General features: G+C 63.9%; 17 protein-coding genes. 13 read left to right on the forward strand and 4 right to left on the reverse strand.

The genetic code is table 11. The features are described 5' to 3' along the window. The first annotated feature begins 9 nt into the window (after positions 1-9). Together aceF and lpdA are read left to right on the forward strand one after the other, a co-directional pair. Positions 10-1650 (forward strand): dihydrolipoyllysine-residue acetyltransferase, encoded by a 1641-nt coding sequence (gene aceF / locus JMJ54_RS04950; RefSeq protein ID WP_203536814.1) that lies wholly within the window; start codon positions 10-12, stop codon positions 1648-1650. Positions 1651-1733: 83 nt separating this feature from the next. Beyond that, entirely contained in the window at positions 1734-3518 is a 1785-nt protein-coding gene (gene lpdA / locus JMJ54_RS04955) for a dihydrolipoyl dehydrogenase (protein ID WP_203536815.1), read from the forward strand. 82 nt (positions 3519-3600) lie between these two features. On the opposite strand, the gene JMJ54_RS19505 is transcribed toward lpdA, so the two are convergent. Beyond that, positions 3601-4620 (reverse strand): autotransporter outer membrane beta-barrel domain-containing protein, encoded by a 1020-nt coding sequence (locus tag JMJ54_RS19505; RefSeq protein WP_203536816.1) that lies wholly within the window; start codon positions 4618-4620, stop codon positions 3601-3603. A 670-nt stretch (positions 4621-5290) separates the two neighbouring features. Between JMJ54_RS19505 and JMJ54_RS04965 the strand changes: the two genes are divergently transcribed. From JMJ54_RS04965 to JMJ54_RS04995, 7 genes are all read left to right on the forward strand, one after another. Next, on the forward strand, positions 5291-5689 hold the full coding sequence (locus JMJ54_RS04965) for a hypothetical protein (protein ID WP_203536817.1): 399 nt from the start codon (positions 5291-5293) through the stop codon (positions 5687-5689). A gap of 192 nt (positions 5690-5881) precedes the next feature. Continuing rightward, positions 5882-7609 carry an ABC transporter permease gene (locus tag JMJ54_RS04970; RefSeq protein WP_203536818.1) on the forward strand — a complete coding sequence of 576 codons (1728 nt, stop codon included), beginning with the start codon at positions 5882-5884 and terminating at the stop codon, positions 7607-7609. A gap of 14 nt (positions 7610-7623) precedes the next feature. Next, a complete protein-coding gene (locus JMJ54_RS04975) occupies positions 7624-8913 on the forward strand; it encodes an ABC transporter ATP-binding protein (RefSeq protein ID WP_203536819.1) in 1290 nt (429 codons plus the stop codon). A 72-nt stretch (positions 8914-8985) separates the two neighbouring features. Beyond that, positions 8986-9522 (forward strand): glutathione peroxidase, encoded by a 537-nt coding sequence (locus JMJ54_RS04980; protein ID WP_238999858.1) that lies wholly within the window; start codon positions 8986-8988, stop codon positions 9520-9522. An 80-nt stretch (positions 9523-9602) separates the two neighbouring features. Continuing rightward, positions 9603-9815, forward strand: coding sequence for a DUF4287 domain-containing protein (locus JMJ54_RS04985; protein WP_203536820.1), 213 nt, complete (start codon positions 9603-9605; stop codon positions 9813-9815). 26 nt (positions 9816-9841) lie between these two features. Further along, complete coding sequence (locus JMJ54_RS04990) at positions 9842-10267, forward strand: SRPBCC family protein (RefSeq protein ID WP_203536821.1); 426 nt, start codon at positions 9842-9844, stop codon at positions 10265-10267. Next, on the forward strand, positions 10264-10794 hold the full coding sequence (locus tag JMJ54_RS04995) for an NADPH-dependent FMN reductase (RefSeq protein WP_203536822.1): 531 nt from the start codon (positions 10264-10266) through the stop codon (positions 10792-10794). The genes JMJ54_RS04990 and JMJ54_RS04995 overlap by 4 nt, the downstream gene beginning before the upstream one ends. Before the next feature lie 32 nt (positions 10795-10826). On the opposite strand, the gene def is transcribed toward JMJ54_RS04995, so the two are convergent. From def to JMJ54_RS05010, 3 genes are all read right to left on the reverse strand, one after another. Then, a complete protein-coding gene (def, locus tag JMJ54_RS05000) occupies positions 10827-11363 on the reverse strand; it encodes a peptide deformylase (RefSeq protein WP_203536823.1) in 537 nt (178 codons plus the stop codon). Between the two features lie 88 nt (positions 11364-11451). Beyond that, positions 11452-12471 carry a threonine aldolase family protein gene (locus JMJ54_RS05005; protein WP_203536824.1) on the reverse strand — a complete coding sequence of 340 codons (1020 nt, stop codon included), beginning with the start codon at positions 12469-12471 and terminating at the stop codon, positions 11452-11454. Positions 12472-12560: 89 nt separating this feature from the next. Then, the gene (locus tag JMJ54_RS05010) at positions 12561-13856 is read right to left on the reverse strand and encodes a DUF445 domain-containing protein (RefSeq protein WP_203536825.1); all 1296 of its coding nucleotides are present in this window, start codon (positions 13854-13856) and stop codon (positions 12561-12563) included. Between the two features lie 156 nt (positions 13857-14012). Here JMJ54_RS05010 and JMJ54_RS05015 point away from each other — a divergent pair, with 156 nt between their 5' ends. The 4 genes from JMJ54_RS05015 (at position 14013) to JMJ54_RS05030 (ending at position 17571) form a co-directional block, all read left to right on the forward strand. Continuing rightward, a complete protein-coding gene (locus tag JMJ54_RS05015) occupies positions 14013-14795 on the forward strand; it encodes a 3-hydroxybutyrate dehydrogenase (RefSeq protein WP_203536826.1) in 783 nt (260 codons plus the stop codon). A gap of 28 nt (positions 14796-14823) precedes the next feature. Further along, positions 14824-15924, forward strand: a complete 1101-nt coding sequence (locus JMJ54_RS05020; RefSeq protein ID WP_203536827.1) for a patatin-like phospholipase family protein — start codon at positions 14824-14826, stop codon at positions 15922-15924. Between the two features lie 100 nt (positions 15925-16024). Then, positions 16025-17149 (forward strand): Card1-like endonuclease domain-containing protein, encoded by a 1125-nt coding sequence (locus JMJ54_RS05025; RefSeq protein WP_203536828.1) that lies wholly within the window; start codon positions 16025-16027, stop codon positions 17147-17149. A 65-nt stretch (positions 17150-17214) separates the two neighbouring features. Further along, entirely contained in the window at positions 17215-17571 is a 357-nt protein-coding gene (locus JMJ54_RS05030) for a RidA family protein (protein ID WP_203536829.1), read from the forward strand. Positions 17572-17641: the final 70 nt, after the last annotated feature.

A 17641-nucleotide genomic window follows, 5' to 3' on the forward strand; every position in this document is an offset into this window, starting at 1 on the left:
GGAACAACAATGAGCAACATCATTGAACTGAAAGTCCCCGATATCGGTGGCCACGACAACGTCGACGTCATCGAAGTGCTGGTCAACGTCGGCGATACCGTCGACGTCGAGCAGTCGCTGATCACGCTGGAAACCGACAAGGCGACGATGGAAGTGCCGGCGACCCACGCCGGTGTCGTCAAGGAAGTGAAGATCAAGGTCGGTGACAAGGTCTCCGAAGGCAGCGTTGTGCTGGTCCTCGAAGTGGCTGCCGCCGCATCGGCACCTGCACCTGCAGCCGCACCGGCCCCGGCAGCAGCACCCGCACCGGTTGCCGCTCCGGCGGCAGCACCGGCCGCTGCGCCTGCAGCAGCCCAGTCCATCGAAGTCCGCGTCCCGGACATCGGCAACTTCGATGTCGTCGAAGTGATCGAGGTCACCGTCAAGGTCGGCGACACCATCGCCGTTGACGACAGCCTCGTCACGCTCGAATCGGACAAGGCCTCGATGGAAGTGCCGTCGACCGCCGCAGGCGTGGTCGAATCGGTCGCCATCAAGGTCGGCGACAAGGTCGCCCAGGGCGCGCTGATCGTCACCGTCAAGGGCGCCGCAGCTGCGGTTGCCGCCCCGGCTGCGGCCGCACCGGCGCCTGCCGCTGCTGCACCGGCACCGGTCGCCGCGCCTGCCCCCGTACCGGCCGCTGCTGCCGTTGCCGTGCCGGCTGCAAAGATCGATGACGCGAGCTTCAGGAAAGCCCACGCCAGCCCGTCGGTGCGCCGTTTCGCCCGCGACCTCGGCGTCGACCTGTCGCGCGTGACGGGCACCGGCCCGAAGGGCCGCATCCTGCACGAAGACGTGCAAGGCTTCGTCAAGTCGGTGATGTCCGGCGCCGCCGCTGCCCCGGCTGCTGCTGCAGCCACCGGTGGTTCGGGCGCGGGCCTGGATCTGCTGCCATGGCCGAAGGTCGATTTCGCCAAGTTCGGCCCGATCGAGACCAAGCCGCTGTCGAAGATCAAGAAGATCTCCGGTGCCAACCTTCACCGCAACTGGGTGGTCATCCCGCACGTCACGTTCAACGACGAGTGCGACATCACCGAGCTTGAGGACTTCCGCAAGACCATCGGCAAGGAATGGGAAAAGGCCGGCCTGAAGCTGTCGCCGCTGGCCTTCATCATCAAGGCCGCCGCCGAAGCACTGAAGGCGTTCCCGGAAATGAACTCGTCGCTCGACGGTGACAACCTGGTGCTGAAGCAGTACTACAACATCGGTTTCGCTGCCGACACGCCGAACGGCCTCGTCGTCCCGGTCATCAAGAATGTAGACCAGAAGGGCCTGAAGCAGATCACCAAGGAGCTGTCCGAACTGTCGGCTCTGGCGCGTGACGGCAAGCTCAAGCCGACCGACATGCAGGGCGCGACGTTCACGATCAGCTCGCTTGGCGGCATCGGTGGCACCAGCTTCACCCCGATCGTCAATGCACCGGAAGTCGCGATCCTCGGCGTCTGCAAGAGCCAGATCAAGCCGGTCTGGAACGGCAAGGAATTCGCGCCGCGCCTGATGTGCCCGCTGTCGCTGTCCTTCGATCACCGCGTGATCGACGGCGCGCAAGCCGGTCGCTTCACCGTGCATCTGGGCAAGCTGCTGGCCGACATCCGTCGTCTGGTCCTGTAATACCCGCTGCCGGCCCACAAGGCCGGCGCCCCTCTCTCTGGCCGGTCGGGTACACCCCGGCCGGCAACTGAATGGAAGCAACCATGAGCACGATTGAACTCAAGGTTCCGGATATCGGCGGCCACGACAACGTCGACATCATCGAAGTTTTCGTCAAGGTCGGCGATACCGTCGCCGTCGAAGACAGCCTGATCACGCTGGAAACCGACAAGGCGACGATGGAAGTCCCGGCAACGCACGCCGGCGTCGTCAAGGAAGTGAAGGTCAAGGTCGGCGACAAGATCTCCGAAGGCGGCCTGATCGCCGTGGTCGAAGTCACCGCAGGTGCGGCAGCGGCAGCACCGGCTCCCGCTCCGGCCCCTGCCGCAGCTGCACCGGCACCCGCAGCGGCCCCGGCCACCGCACCGCAAGCCGGCAGCCACAGCGGTGGCGCCGACATCGAATGCGAAGTGATGGTTCTGGGCGGCGGCCCCGGCGGTTACTCCGCCGCGTTCCGCGCTGCCGACCTCGGCATGACGACCGTCATCGTCGAACGCTTCGCCACACTGGGCGGTGTCTGCCTCAACGTCGGCTGCCTGCCTTCCAAGGCACTGCTGCACAACGCTTTCGTCATCGACGAAGTCGCCCACCTGGCCCAGAACGGCATCAAGTTCGGCGAGCCGGAAATCGATATCGACGCGCTGCGCGGCTACAAGGAAAAGGTCATCGGCCAGCTGACGCGTGGCCTTGCCGGCATGGCCAAGACCCGCAAGGTCGAGACCGTTCGCGGCATCGGTACCTTCATCGATCCGCACCATATCGAAGTGCAACTGACTTCGGGCGCGGGCAAGGAACTGACCGGCGAGAAGAAGATCGTCAAGTTCAACAAGGCCATCATTGCCGCCGGTTCGTCGGTCTTCAAGCTGCCGTTCGTGCCGGACGATCCGCGCGTGGTCGACTCGACCGGCGCGCTCGAGCTGAAGTCGGTACCGGGCAAGATGCTCATCCTTGGCGGCGGCATCATCGGTCTGGAAATGGGCACCGTGTACTCGACGCTGGGTTCGCGTCTGGACGTGGTCGAAATGACCGACGGCCTGATGCAGGGTGCCGACCGCGATCTCGTCAAGGTCTGGACCAAGTGGAACAACCACCGCTTCGACAACATCATGCTCAACACCAGAACGGTTGCGCTGGAAGCCAAGGAAGACGGCATCTGGGCAACCTTCGAAGGTGAAAACGCACCGAAGGAACCGGTCCGTTACGATCTGGTCCTGCACGCCACCGGCCGCGTGCCGAACGGCAAGAAGATCGGCGCCGAGAACGCCGGCGTCATCGTCGATCAGCGTGGCTTCATCAACGTTGACAGCCAGCAGCGCACCAACGTGCCGCACATCTTCGCGATCGGCGACCTCGTCGGCCAGCCGATGCTGGCCCACAAGGCCGTGCACGAAGCCCACGTCGCAGCCGAGAATGCCTTCGGTGAAAAGGCCTACTTCGACGCACGCGTGATCCCGGGCGTCGCGTATACCGATCCGGAAGTGGCATGGGTCGGCATGACCGAAGACCAGGCCAAGAAGGACGGCAAGGCGATCAAGAAGGGTGTGTTCCCTTGGTCCGCCTCGGGCCGCGCCATTGCCAATGGTCGAGACGAAGGCTTCACCAAGCTGATTTTCGACGCCGAAAACGGCCAGATCCTCGGTGGTGCCATCGTCGGCCCGCACGCCGGCGACATGATCGGCGAAATCTGCCTGGCGATCGAAATGGGTGCGGATGCCGTGGATATCGGCAAGACCATCCACCCGCATCCGACCATGGGCGAATCGATCGGCATGGCCGCCGAAGTGGCCAAGGGCGTTTGTACCGACCTGCCGCCGCAACGCAAGCGCTGATCACGCAAGCAGCCAGTAAAAACGCCGCATCTTTCGGATGCGGCGTTTTTTTATGCCCGATACCGGGGGCGGCCAGGGTGGATCAGAAGCCGTGCGACAAGTAGAGCCGGCCGCTCCAGATATCCAGATCGCCCTGCCCCAGGCTTTCATAGCCAACGCTGGCCTCAAGCATCGTTGCATTCGACCACATCATGCGCACGCCGGCGTGCGTGGAGCCCGACCATGGGCTGGCTTCGGCATAGCTGAGGTTGCCGGTCAGGATCATCCCGTCGTTCGCACGTTCGAACTCGTACTTGAGCGCGACATCGGCATACGGCATCCAGCGCATGCCGTTGTCACTTTCGAAGGTCCGATTGAACTCCGAGCCGAATTCGACATAACCGTAGTTTGCGCTGCTGCCGTCGTTGTCGAATACCCACTGGCGATCCTTCAGCCATCCCTGCATCTGGTAACTCGCCGAGCGGGTATGGCCGTAATACAGCGACATGCGCGGACGCAGATAGACGTCGTCGTAGCGGAACTGCCCGGTGTTGTTGAGCGAGAAACCCCACGTCGTTGTGGTGTAGTCACCGGAGAACATCAGTATCCGCTGTTCGTTATTGTTCTGGCCGAACGTCACCGATGCATCGGCCACCCAGTTCTCCGCATAGGGATACGCAACATAGGGGCCGAGGTTGTAGCCGTTGGACTTGAGCTGCATGTCACCGTCGAACTGCTTGCTGCGGCTGTTCTGCATGCCAAGCATGCCGCCGACGATCAGCCCGTTGTCGAGCAGGCGATCCGCGCCCAGCGTCAGGCCATAGCTGCTGCCGTCCAGATCGAAGCCGTAGCGCCGATCCGAAATGTCCGTGTAATTGTTGTCGACCCAGACATTCCAGCCACTGCTGGCATCCACTTCGCGTCCCGGCGTTGGCGGCAGCGCCTCGCCGCCATTCAGATTCTGTGCGGCACGATCGTCCGTCCGAATGCAATCGAGCGGCTGCTTGACGACCACCGACGGCACCTGATCCGGCGAGGCAGGACAAGGCCGGCGATATGCCTGATAGCCCTCGGTATACGTCCGCGTCCGGTTGGCCTGATCCGCAGGCAGATCGGAAGGCACGATCGTACCTGGACGGAATCCATCGGGATCCACATTTGGCACGGGACGCGGAGCCGGGCCAGGGGCTGGGGCTGGGGCTGGGGCCGGAGCTGGGGCCGGAGCTGGAGCCGGAGCCGGAGCCGGAGCCGGAGCCGGAGCCGGAGCCGGAGCTGGGGCCGGAGCTGGAGCCGGAGCCGGAGCCGGAGCCGGAGCCGGAGCCGGAGCCGGAGCCGGAGCCGGAGCCGGAGCCGGAGCCGGAGCCGGGGCCGGGGCCGGCGCTGGCGTGCTGCCACCACCATCAGTACCGCCACCGTCACCACCGCCATTGTTACCGCCACCACCGTTGTCCGGCTTCAAACGATCCGGAATGTGGTCGGGCAAGACCGGCTTGAAGCCCGGCGGAAAGGTAATCCGGCCGGGTTGCTGATTGGCAGAGTCGACAAAACGGCGATCATAAATCGACGTCTGCGCATTCTCGTAGTTGTACAGGATATGGGTGCCGCCCCATTCCGCCTGCTCGGGCGAAACAGTGACATGCAGACCTCGCCGTGTCTGCGTCCAGCGGTCATAAGGCTGGTTGGTCATTGCCGAGCTGACATCGAACTCACCGGGCGACACTCTGGAAAGCCACACCGAATGCTTCAAATCGGATGTACGTCCGAGAAAATAAATCCGCCCGCTGATATCGCCTATGCAGTTGGTACAACTGCCCGCCCATGCCGATGCCGGAATCACTGCCATTGACAACGCCAATGCGGTTGTCGGCGCCAATCGGGCAAGCGGGGCACCCATGCTGCTTCGGTTCACTGCCACTCAATACTCCCTGTCATTTTCATGTCATCACCGTCATATACCGGGCATCAATACACATCAATTCTCTATTGATCCGGAATATCGTAAAATTCTAACATACAATTATTTACGCCTGTCCACAGGAAAGTCGGCGGATATGCGAAATCGGTATACCAGGGTTAATCAATCGCGATGGTCAAGCAGATATACAACGCATGCCCATTGGGTAAATCCAATTCCCAATCCTTTCGCCAAAAACAAACAGCCGGGCATTAATCCAGTTAAAACAGCACATTGAATGGCCAGGTCTTTCCATTTCGCGCTGGCGTTCGTCCAGGCCGCGTGATCACGGCACACATACGCCTGCAATCAAACGCAGCCAATCTGGCCAGTACCGCACACCGGATGCCAACCGGATTGCGGCTGGTGCGTTATACCGAACAAGCAAGTCGCCCTGTCGCGGCCCCCTCACCTCACCACGTTGTTACGTATGATCCGATTCCAATATTTCCCCCGTCAGGTCGTCGACGCCGGCGGCAACCGCTGGGACTGGGCGCTGCTGCCGCTGGTGCTCGCCGCACTGGTGCTGCTTGCCTACGGCGCACGGCAGATGGTCGCGCCCTACCAGATCGGCGCGGTGCTGCCGATCTCGCTCGACCCGACCTCCTTGCCCTACTACCTGTTGCGCACGACGCTGCGGATGTTCATCGCGCTCGCAGCATCACTGCTGTTCAGCTTCGTGTTCGCCGCGCTCGCCGCCAAGATCCGGGCCTGCGAGAAAGTTCTCGTCCCGATGCTCGACATCCTCCAGTCGATTCCGGTGCTCGGCTTCCTGTCGATCACCGTTACCGGTTTCATCGCGCTGTTTCCGGGCAACCTGTTCGGCGTCGAATGTGCCGCGATTTTTGCGATCTTCACGTCGCAGGCGTGGAACATGGCGTTCTCGCTGTACCAGTCGATGCGGACGGTGCCGAACGAGCTGTCCGAAGCCGCACGCGTGTTCCAGCTTTCGGGCTGGCAGCGCTTCTGGCGGCTGGAGCTGCCGTTCGCGATGCCGCAGCTGTTGTGGAACATGATGATGTCGATGTCCGGCGGCTGGTTTTTCGTCGTCGCGTCCGAAGCGATCTCGGTCTCCGGGCAGGACATCAAGCTGCCAGGCATCGGCTCCTACATCGCCGCCGCAATCGAAGCGCGCGACATGGGCGCGATCGCCTGGGCGATTGCGGCGATGGGCATCGGCATCCTGTTGTACGACCAGCTATTCTTCCGGCCGCTGCTTGCCTGGGCCGACAAGTTCCGTTTCGAGGCCACCGGCGGTGATTCGGCACAGTCATCGTGGCTGCTGACGCTGGCGCGCCGGACCGACGTGATGCAGAAAGTCGCGCTGTCGGGTATCGCAGTGTTCGAACGCAGCTTCACCTGGTTCCGCAAGGCGCACGACGGCACGTCGATTCTGGCGCGCGCCCGGCCTGCGCCGGTCTGGCAGTCGCGCGCGGCCGATGCGGTCATTGCCGCACTGGTGCTGATTGCGCTGTGGCAGCTGTTCAGCTTCATTCACGCCGAAGTCGGCTGGGGCGAGACCGGCCGCGTGTTCGTGCTGGGCTTTTACACGCTGGTCCGCGTACTGTTGCTGATCGCGCTGGCTGCACTGGTCTGGGTGCCGATCGGCATCTGGATCGGCCTGAACCCGCGCTGGGCCGACCGGCTGCAGGCCATCGCCCAGTTCCTCGCCGCCTTCCCGGCCAACCTGATGTTCCCGATCGCCGTGATGGCCATCGTCCATTTCGGCCTGAACCCGAACATCTGGCTGTCGCCGCTGATGGTGCTCGGCACCCAGTGGTACATCCTGTTCAACGTCATCGCCGGCGCATCGACGGTACCGACCGAACTGCGCTATGCCGCACAGAACCTCGGCCTCTCCGGCTGGCTCAAGTGGAAGCGCTACCTGCTGCCGGCAATTTTCCCCAGCTTCGTCACCGGCGCCATCACCGCCAGCGGTGGCTCGTGGAACGCCAGCATCGTCGCCGAATTCGTCTCGTGGGGCCCGACGACGCTGAAGGCACAGGGCCTTGGCAGCTACATCGCACAAATGACCGCCGCCGGCGACTTTCCGCGCATCGCACTGGGCATCGGCGTCATGTGCGTCTTCGTGATGGGCCTCAACCACTTCGTCTGGCGCCGCCTGTACCGGCTCGCCGAATCGAAAATGCACTTCTGAACAGATCGAAAACCATGACCGAAAAACTGATCGAACTGAAAAACGTCGGCAAATCGTTCCACTCGGCCGATGGCGCCGCACGCAACGTGCTGTCGGGCGTCGACTTCACGCTGGCCGACGGCGAGATCGTCGCCCTGCTCGGCCAGTCCGGCTCGGGCAAATCGACGCTGCTGCGGATCATGGCCGGCCTGATCAATGCCGACGGCGGTGACGTCAACTATCGCGGTCAGCCGCTGTACGGCCCGGCGCGCGGCATCACCATGGTGTTCCAGTCGTTCGCGCTGTTTCCGTGGCTGACGGTACAGCAGAACGTCGAGCTCGGCCTCGAGGCGCAGGGCATTGCGCCTAGCGAGCGTGCGCGCCGCGCCGAAGCGGCGATCGACATGATCGGTCTGTCCGGCTTCGAGGGAGCGTTGCCGCGCGAATTGTCGGGCGGCATGCGCCAGCGCGTCGGCATCGCCCGCGCGCTGGTGATGGAGCCGGATGTGCTGCTGATGGACGAAGCGTTTTCGGCGCTCGACGTGCTGACCGGCGAGCAGCTGCGCGACGACATGCTCGAACTGTGGGAAGGCAAAACCACGCCGATGAAGGGCATCCTCGTCGTGTCGCACAATATCGAGGAAGCCGTGATGATGGCCGACCGGGTACTGATCTTCGCCAGCGACCCGGGCCGGGTGCGCGCCGAGCTGCGCATTCCGCTGCCGCGACCGCGCGACGCCGACAGTCCGCAGGTGCGCTCGCTGATCGACCAGATCTACGCACTGATGACCGCCAAGGCGCCACGCCGCGCCGCCGAAACGCGCCTGACACTGGCGAGCCGCCTGCCCGCCGCCGACGTGCACCGGATGGAAGGCGTGCTCGAACGCCTGATGGAAACGCCGTTCAACGGTCGCGCCGACCTGCCGAAACTGGCCGAAGACACCGAGCTGACCGACGACGAGTTGCTACCGTTGACCGAAGCGCTGCACCTCTTCGGACTCGCGCAATTGGCGCACGGCGACATCGTCGTCACCGCACTTGGCCAGCGCTACACCGGCGCCGACAACACCGAGCGGCAACGGCTGTTCGGCGAGCAACTGCTGGCGCACGTTCCCCTCGCTGCGCACATCCGCCACAGCCTGCAACAGGAAGACGACGGCGAGCTGCCAGAGGAGCCCTTCCTCAAACTGCTGCGCGAGTCGCTGCACGCCGAGGAGGCCGAACAGGCACTGAAAACCGTGATCGAATGGGGCCGCTACGGCGAGGTCTACGAATACAACTATCACACCGGGATGATCCAGCTCCCCGAGGCCGATGCCGGTTGACCGGTTCGGCTGGCGCGTTTGCCGCGCGCATGACGACGGCGTAGGCTGGATCAATCGATTACGGAGATCGCCATGATCCGCCTTGCTACCGCCCTGCTGCTCGGTCTCGCCCTCGGGACCGCGCAGGCCGCCTGTCCGCCGCTGCTCAACCATCGGTTCAAGACCCTGCAGGGCGAGCCGTTCGATCTGTGCCAGGCTGCGGGCAAGCCGGTGCTGGTGGTCAACACCGCCAGCAAGTGCGGCTTTGCGCCGCAGTTCGACGCGCTGGAAAAGCTCTACGCCAGGTACAAGGATCGGGGGCTACTGGTCGTCGGCTTCCCGTCGAACGACTTCAAGCAGGAACTCGAGACCAACAAGGAAATCGGCGACTTCTGCAAGCTGACCTATATGGTGCAGTTCCCGATGATGGAAAAATCGGCTGTGCGCGGCGATGACGTCAATCCGTTCTATCGCGACCTGATCAAGGCCAGCGGCACCAGCCCGAAATGGAACTTCTACAAATACCTGATCGCCCCGGACGGCAAGACCGTGACCGCGTTCACGCCGATGACCAAACCGGACGACCCGGCCATCGTCGCCCCGATCGAACAGTGGCTGAAATCGCACTGACGAAAATCTTGCACTTATAGAACCAACGTTCTATACATCAGCGGTCGCTGGCATCGCCAGCCCTTCCCGAGGAAAGCAGAATGGATGAAAAGGTCAAAGGCCCCGCCTCGTATTTCCCGTCAATCGAGAAAAAGTACGGCCACCCGATCCAGCACTGGCTGGACCTGCTGGCAAAGGCAGGTGACAAGAAGCACAAGGAGCTGGTCGACTGGCTGAAATCGGAACACCTGCTCGGCCATGGCCACGCCAACGCACTGGTCGCCCACTTCCTGAGCCAGACCAAACCGCGTTGACCGGCCAACAAGCCGAAGCATTCGCCATGTGGACTCACGAACACAGCATCGACGCCTCGGTCCCGGCCGAACGCGTCTGGCCCCTGTTCACCAATACCGGACAGTGGCCCCGCTGGAATGCCGGCGTGGCTGCGATCGAACTGCACGGGCCGTTCGCCGATGGCTCCACCTTCACGATGACCCTGCCCGACGGCGCTCAGTTGACCAGCACACTGCGCGACGTTCACCCGAACCGCAGCTTCAGCGATGAAACTACCGTCGACGGCACCCTCGTCGTCGTCATCCACAGTCTCGATCCGTTGCCGGGCGGCGGTACGAGAATCCGCTATGCAACCGAAATCACCGGCCCGGCTGCCGCCGATATCGGCCAGGCCGTCACCGCCGACTTTCCGGATGTGCTGGCGGCGCTCAAGCAACTGGCCGAATCCGGCGCGTACAGGACTCACGAATGAAGTTGCTTGCACTATCCGGCAGCCTGCGTGCTGCCTCGCACAACACCGCGCTGCTTCGCGCCTGCGCCTTGCTGGCACCTGCCGGCATGCAACTGACGCTGTATCCGACGCTGGGCCTGCTGCCGCTGTTCAACCCCGACTTGGAGGCGATACCGCCTGAACCGGTCGCCGACTTGCGGGCGCAAATCATCGCCGCCGATGCCCTGCTCATCGCCAGCCCGGAGTATGCACACGGCGTGAGTGGCGTCATGAAAAATGCCCTCGACTGGATGGTGTCCAGCGAAGCCTTCGTCGACAAACCGGTCGCACTGCTCAATGCCTCGCCGCGCGCCACGCATGCCCAGGCCGCATTGCGCGAAATCCTCTGCACCATGTCGGCCAGACTGATCGAAGATGCCTCGCTGGCCGTCCCCATCCTGGGAAGCAAGCTCGATATACAGGGCATCTGCGCACATCCGGCGATTTCGTCCAGCTTGCTGGGCGCGCTAACCGCGCTGCAGATGCACCCCGTCAGCCTGAGCGCCTGAGCGCCTAAGCGCCTAAGCGCCTAAGCGGCAGATTATTCGTCCCGCAGGTCGTTCAAACCGGGGAACAAGACCTCGGTAAACCCGAAGCGCGTCATGTCCCGTATCCGCTGCGGATAAAGCACGCCCCACAGATGGTCGCATTCGTGCTGGACGACGCGGGCGTGAAAGCCGCTCACCTCCCGGGCGATCGTTTCACCGTACTGGTCGAAGCCGCGATAGCGGATCCGGACATGGCGCGGCACTTCGCCGCGCAGGCCGGGGACCGACAGGCAGCCCTCCCAGCCCAGTTCCTCGTCGTCACCCAGCAGCGTGATTTCCGGGTTGATCAGCACCGTCTGCGGCACCGGTGCGGCGTCCGGATAGCGCGGGCTGGCATCGAAGCCGAAGATCACGACCTGCAGGTTGACACCGATTTGCGGCGCCGCGATGCCAACGCCGTTGGTCGCGCGCATGGTGTCGAACAGGTCATCGATCAGTGCGTGCAGCTCGGGCGTATCAAAGTCGGCCACCAACTCGGATCGCTGCAGCAGGCTGGGCGAACCCATTTTCAAGACGGGGCGAACGGCCATGATGTTTTCCTTTTTACCGCCAGCGCACGCCGACGACGCGGCGCGTGTGGCGCAGATCCCGAAATGGCCGATGCACCGGCCCGCCCCTTCAGTGCAGCAGGGCCTGTCCGAAGGCCTGGGCGACACGCTCGACTTCGGCGGGGCCGGTTTGCCAGTGCGTCACGAAGCGCCACAGCCCGTCCTCGGGCGGATTGGCCTTGATGCCCTGCGCGAGTAGCTTGGCGACGAGGTCATCCGGGTTCTGATGGATGTCGAGCAGCTCGAAAAACACCATATTGATCTGCAGCTGGTCGCGATGGACAACTACGCCAGGCAGCTTTTCAAGCAGTTCGGCCAAACGTCGGGCATTTGCGTGGTCGTCACCCAGCCGTGCGCTCATGTCGTTCAGCGCGATCAGCCCCGGTGCAGCCAGTACGCCAGCCTGACGCATCCCGCCCCCCATCAGTTTGCGCTTCTTGCGTGCCTTTTCGATGAAACCGGCCGGACCGGCAAGAATCGAGCCGACCGGCGCCGCCAGCCCTTTGGACAGACAAAACATCACGCTGTCGGCGTACTGCGCCAGCTCGCGCGCTTCGACGCCCAGCGCCACGGCGGCGTTGAACAGCCGCGCGCCGTCGAGGTGAACCGGAATCCCCGCATGGTTCGCCACCTCGTGGATCTCGCGCATCGTCGCCAGCGGCATCACGCTGCCGGCGCCGCGGGCGTTCTCGACACAGACAAGACCGGTGCGCGGCAGATGGATGTCGCCGCCGGGGCGGATGCGCGTGCGTACCGCATCACCGTTCAGTACCGGTACCGGCCGCAGGTTGACGCCGGCGATGATCGCCGCGCCGCCGACCTCGTGCCAGACGATATGGCTGTCTTCGGCGACAATGACTTCGTCCCCGCGCTCGCAGTGCGTGAACATCGCCAGCTGGTTGCCGAATGTGCCGGTGGGCACGAACAGCGCCGCGGCCTTGCCAAGCCGTTCCGCTGCGGCAGCCTCAAGCGACGCGACGGCCGGATCATCGCCGTAAACGTCATCGCCAACGACGGCCTCCGCCATCGCGGCGCGCATCGCCGGCGTCGGCTGAGTCACGGTATCACTGCGTACGTCGATCCATTCCATTTCTGCTTCCCCTGTATCTGGAAAAGTGGCGGCCAAAGTACGGCCGGCAAGCGGGTGCAACGCAGCCGGCAGCGCTTGCGCCGCCGTGCTTAAACGCCGGCGAGTTGCCGCGCGGTATAAATCAGCAGGCCGATCAGTCCGCCGACCAGTGTGCCGTTGACGCGAATGAACTGCAGGTCGATGCCGACATTGAGCTCGAGCCGGTCGACCAGCACCTTGTCGTCCCAGCCCTTGAGCTGGTCGGCGATGAACACGCCGATCTCGCCGCGGTAGCGTGCCAGTGATTGTGCGGCAAAGGTGCGCAGCCGCGCATTGAGCCAGTCGACGAAAGCCGTATCGTCGCGCAATCGCAGGCCGAACTGCTTGACCGCCGCACCGACCTTGGCGCGGATCTGCGAATCGTCGCGCTCGAGATCGCTGCGCAGCCAGCACACGGCATCGCGCCACAGCTGTTCCAGCCCGCTCTGCAGGCCTGCGTCATCAAGCAGCTTGCGCTGCCATTGCGCCAGTTGCTCGCGCGTTTCCGGATCATGCCCCAGCGCACCGATCCAGTCGCCAAACTGGCGGTCGAACGCCTGCCGCAACGGGTGGTCCGGCTCGGCGAGCGAGCGCTCGAGCGCCTGCGAGGTCGCGCCGATCAGCTTGCGCGCCAGATAGCGCCCGCCGGCTTCGTCAAGCGCGACCCAGCGCAGCACGTTGAACTCGCTGGCGATCACGCCGGCCAGATAGTCATGGGCATTCGGTGTATCCAGCCTTGAGATCGCGGCTTCGACGACGCCGTCGAACACTTTCTGATGCTGGCCGGAATGGCGAACGATCTGCAGCAAGGCGGCACCACGGCTACCCAGATCGATCTGGCCCAGCCGCTTGACGGCGAGATCGCGCAACAGCCGCGACATCTTCGGGTCGTCGAGCATGTCGAGCACGAAGCGGAACAGCTGGGTCCCCTGCTCGGTCAGCTGACGCGCATTGGCCGGCCGGGCCAGCCACACCGCCAGCCGTCGCGCCGGATTGAAGGCATCGATGCGTTTGGCCAGCACCTCGGGCAGCAGGAAGTGCGTTTCGATGAACTGCCCGAGGCTGTCGGCGATCCGTACCTTGTTCTGCGGCACGATCGCCGTGTGGGGAATCGGCACCCCCATCGGATGCTTGAACAGCGCGGTGATCGCAAACCAGTCGGCCAGCGCGCCGACGACGGCCGCCTCGGCAAACGCGGCCAGATAGCCCCAAGCACCACGGCCGTGCCCCACGAACAGCGCGAGCAACGCCAGCGAAGCCATCAGCAGCAGCAGCCCGGTCGCGCCTGCGCGTGCACGGCGCAAACGCTGGCGCTTCTCGGCCTCGCGGTCGGCATAAAGATCGGGAGTGGAATCGGTCAAGTGCATCACGGCTCGTCAAAATGGCGTCAGCCGTAACGATAACAGCGGCGGCGCCCCGCACCAACGCCAGCTTTGCCTGCGCGAGCCCCTGGCTGCGCCATCCGGGCGACATGATTCGGTGCTATACCTCATCGATGCACCCTTCATTGATCGAGGATCACCATGCTCAAAGGAAAAGTGGCTCTGGTAACCGGTTCGACCAGCGGCATCGGTCTCGGCATTGCCCACGCACTGGCGCGCGACGGCGCAACCGTCGTGCTCAACGGCCTCGGTAACCCGGACGAAATCGAAACGATCCGCGCGCAACTCGCGGCGGAAACCGGTACCGAGGTCACCTTCGTCGGCGCCGACCTCAGCCGCGCCGATGCCGTGGCCGAGCTGATCGCCAGGGTCGAGGCCGATCATGGCCGGCTCGACGTGCTGGTCAACAACGCCGGCGTCCAGCACGTGTCGCCGATCGAGGATTTCCCGCCCGAAAAGTGGGACCTGATCATCGCGCTGAACCTCACCGCCGCGTTCCACACCATCCGGCTCGCCGTGCCCGGCATGAAAAAACGCGGCTGGGGCCGGATCATCAACGTCGCTTCCGCCCACGCCCTCGTCGCCTCGCCGTTCAAGTCCGCCTACGTCGCGTCGAAGCACGGCATCCTCGGCCTGACCAAGACCGTCGCGCTCGAACTGGCCGAACACGGCGTGACCGCCAACGCCATCTGCCCCGGCTACGTGATGACGCCGCTGGTGCAAAAGCAGATTCCGGATACCGCCAAGGCACGCGGCATCACCGAAGAAGAAGTCGTCCGCGACGTGCTGCTCGCCTCGCAAGCGACCAAGCGCTTCGTCGAAGTCGACGAACTCGGCGCACTCGCAGCCTTCCTGTGCAGCGACGGCGCCGCATCGATCACCGGCATCGCACTGCCGGTCGACGGGGGCTGGACCGCACACTGAACCGTTTTGCCAGGGAGAAAACACAATAATGAACAAACGACGCATTGCCATCGCCTGCCAGGGCGGCGGCAGCCAGACCGCCTTCACGGCAGGGGCCCTGAAAGCACTGTATGACGGCGGCTTCAGTGATCATTTCAGGCTGACCAGCATCAGCGGCACCTCCGGCGGCGCACTGTGCGCCACGCTGGTCTGGTACGCCCTGCTCAAGGGCGATACCGACGTCACGCAGCGCCTGATGGATTTCTGGGCCGACAACACGGCCCAGACGCAGGCCGAGGAGCATTTCAACCGTTACGTGACCGAATCGCTGCGCGCCACCAACAAGGGACAACTGCCGCAGTTCAACTTCAGCCCGTACTCGCCGCTGATACAGACAATGATGAGCCTGTCGACGTCGACGCTGAGGCCGCACTTCACCGACTTCCACGCTTTGCTGACCAAGCACATCGATTTCGACGAACTGGCCGCTACCGGCCCGCGTCCCGACCTGCCAGCCCTGCTGCTGGGCGCAGCCGAGGTGCTGTCCGGTCGGCTGGTCAAGTTCAACTCGCGCGAACAGGCGATCCGCATCGAGCATCTGCTGTCGTCGTGCGCCGTACCGAACATCTTCCCTGCCGTCGAGTTCGATGGCGGCGCCTACTGGGACGGCCTGTTCTCGGACAACCCGCCGGTCGACGAACTGGCCAAGGCCGCCTATGTGGGCCCGGACAACCTGCCCGAGGAAATCTGGGTCATCAAGATCAATCCGACCGGGTGCAAGCAGGTGCCGCGAGCCCCGGAGCAGATTGCAGACCGGCGCAACGAGATGGTGGGCAACATGTCGCTGTTCCACCAGTTGACCAATATCGGCTTCCTCAACAACCTGTTGCAGCGCGGCGCCTTCAGCAGCGACTTCCTCGACCAGTTCCACATCACCCACCCGGTGATGATCCCGCGCTGCTTCGACGACGAACCGGCCCAGCCCTACCACATCCCGTTCATCGAAATGTCGCAGCCGTTGCAGGATGATCTCGACTACGAAACCAAGATCGACCGCAGTCCGGAAAACCTCGGCCGGCTGATCCGCGACGGCGAGGCCCAGGCCAAGCAGTTCCTCGGCGAACGGATTGCGGCACTGAAACCGGGCTGAAATCCGGCGGGGATGGCGGGCGCACAACACCGTCATCCCCCGTACACGCGCGCCCTGACGGCGCTGCTAGACTCGGGGGCCGTACCCGCCTGGAATGGCCATGCACCTGCTCTGCCCGCTGGACACCGTTCAGTCCGACATCATCACTCCGGCACTCGATCGCGTGTTCGGCATTCGCCACATGACGATCGCCGCCCAGCCCCACCGGCTCGATGCGGCAGCAGCCGTGGCCGAAACCGCCGCCGCGGCGCAGATCGGCTGCGATATCGTCGAGCTTTCCAGCGAAGACTCGCCCAGTGTGCTGCGCGGCACGCTGGCGCAGATCATCAACGATGCCGGCATGCCGACGCTGATCAACCTGAGCGGCGCCAGTCCCATCCTCGCGGCGCTGGCTCAAGAAGTCGCCTTGCTGCGTCAAGTGCCGAGCTTCGTCATCCATCCCGAGCGCGATACGCTGGTCTGGCTCAATCACCTGCCCAACGTTGAACCGGCGCAGGGGTACAACATTGCCGACCGGCTGACGCTTGACGGCTATTTTGGCCTGTTCGGCTGCAACATCATCGAGGTGTCCGTCGACCTGAAACACCGCGATCCGCCGCTGGAAAAACTCGCGCGCCACATGGCCTGGTTCGCCAGCCGCGATTCGCGCCAGCTCTATTCGCTGATGCAGCACGTGATCCGTGCCGACGAGAACGGCCTGACCGCACCGCTGCCGCGCGAGCTGCAACCGTACCTGATGCCGATCGAACAGGCCGGCCTGATCACGCTGCTGCATGGCGGTGAACTGAAACTGCGTGACGCGCAGGCGCTGCGCTTCCTCAACGGCGGCTGGCTCGAGTACTGGCTGTTTGCCGAGGCAGCCAGCCTGATCGGCCAGTGCCCGATTCACGACCTCGCCTGCGGCGTGCAGATCATCACCCAGGACGGCGTGAAGAACGAGTACGACCTGGCCCTGCTCTGCAACAACCAGCTCTACCTGGTCGAATGCAAGACCCAGCAGCCCGAAAACCGCCAGACCGGCCTCGGTGTTGGCAACAACGTGCTGTTCAAGCTCGACAGCGTCTCCCACCTGTCCGAACTCGATGCCCGCGCCATGCTGGTCAGCGTCAGCCGGCCGACCGAGCACGAAGTCCACCGCGCCGACGAGCAGGATATCGAGATCGTCTGCGGCCATGACCTCGTCAAGCTGCGCGAACGGCTGCGGGACTGGCTCAAGGCAAGCTGAAGCCGGGTGGCGCATAATGGCGGCTTGCCGGTCCGCCGGCAGCCCGTCATCGATTGGACCCAGCCATGAGCAACAACGACATTCACCGCCACAATCCGACCTCGCTGTGGTCGGATGCCGTGGTCTTCAACCGCATCGCCTGCTTCGTCGAAGTACCGGAAAGCGGCAACACGTTTGCCGAGCAGACCCGTGCACTGCTGGCGCAAGCCGACCGCACGCTGGCCGCCATCAACTCGGACAAAAGCCGGCTGATGATGGTCACGATCTATCTGCCCGACCTCGCCAATCGCAAGGCGCTGAATGAAATCTGGGCCGAATGGCTGCCTGAGGGCAGCGCGCCGTCGCGTGCCTGCGTGAGGGCCGAGCTGGCGTCGCCGGACCTGCAGATCGAAATCGCCTTCACCGCCGCAACGCGGAGCTAAGACGCCGAAACAGCTGCTGCCTAGCTTTCACCGCTGGGTAGCAGTATCGGCAGCCGCAGGCTGCTGACGG

Origin of the sequence: Jeongeupia naejangsanensis (assembly GCF_016865585.1) — a bacterium.
Lineage (GTDB): Bacteria > Pseudomonadota > Gammaproteobacteria > Burkholderiales > Chitinibacteraceae > Jeongeupia > Jeongeupia naejangsanensis.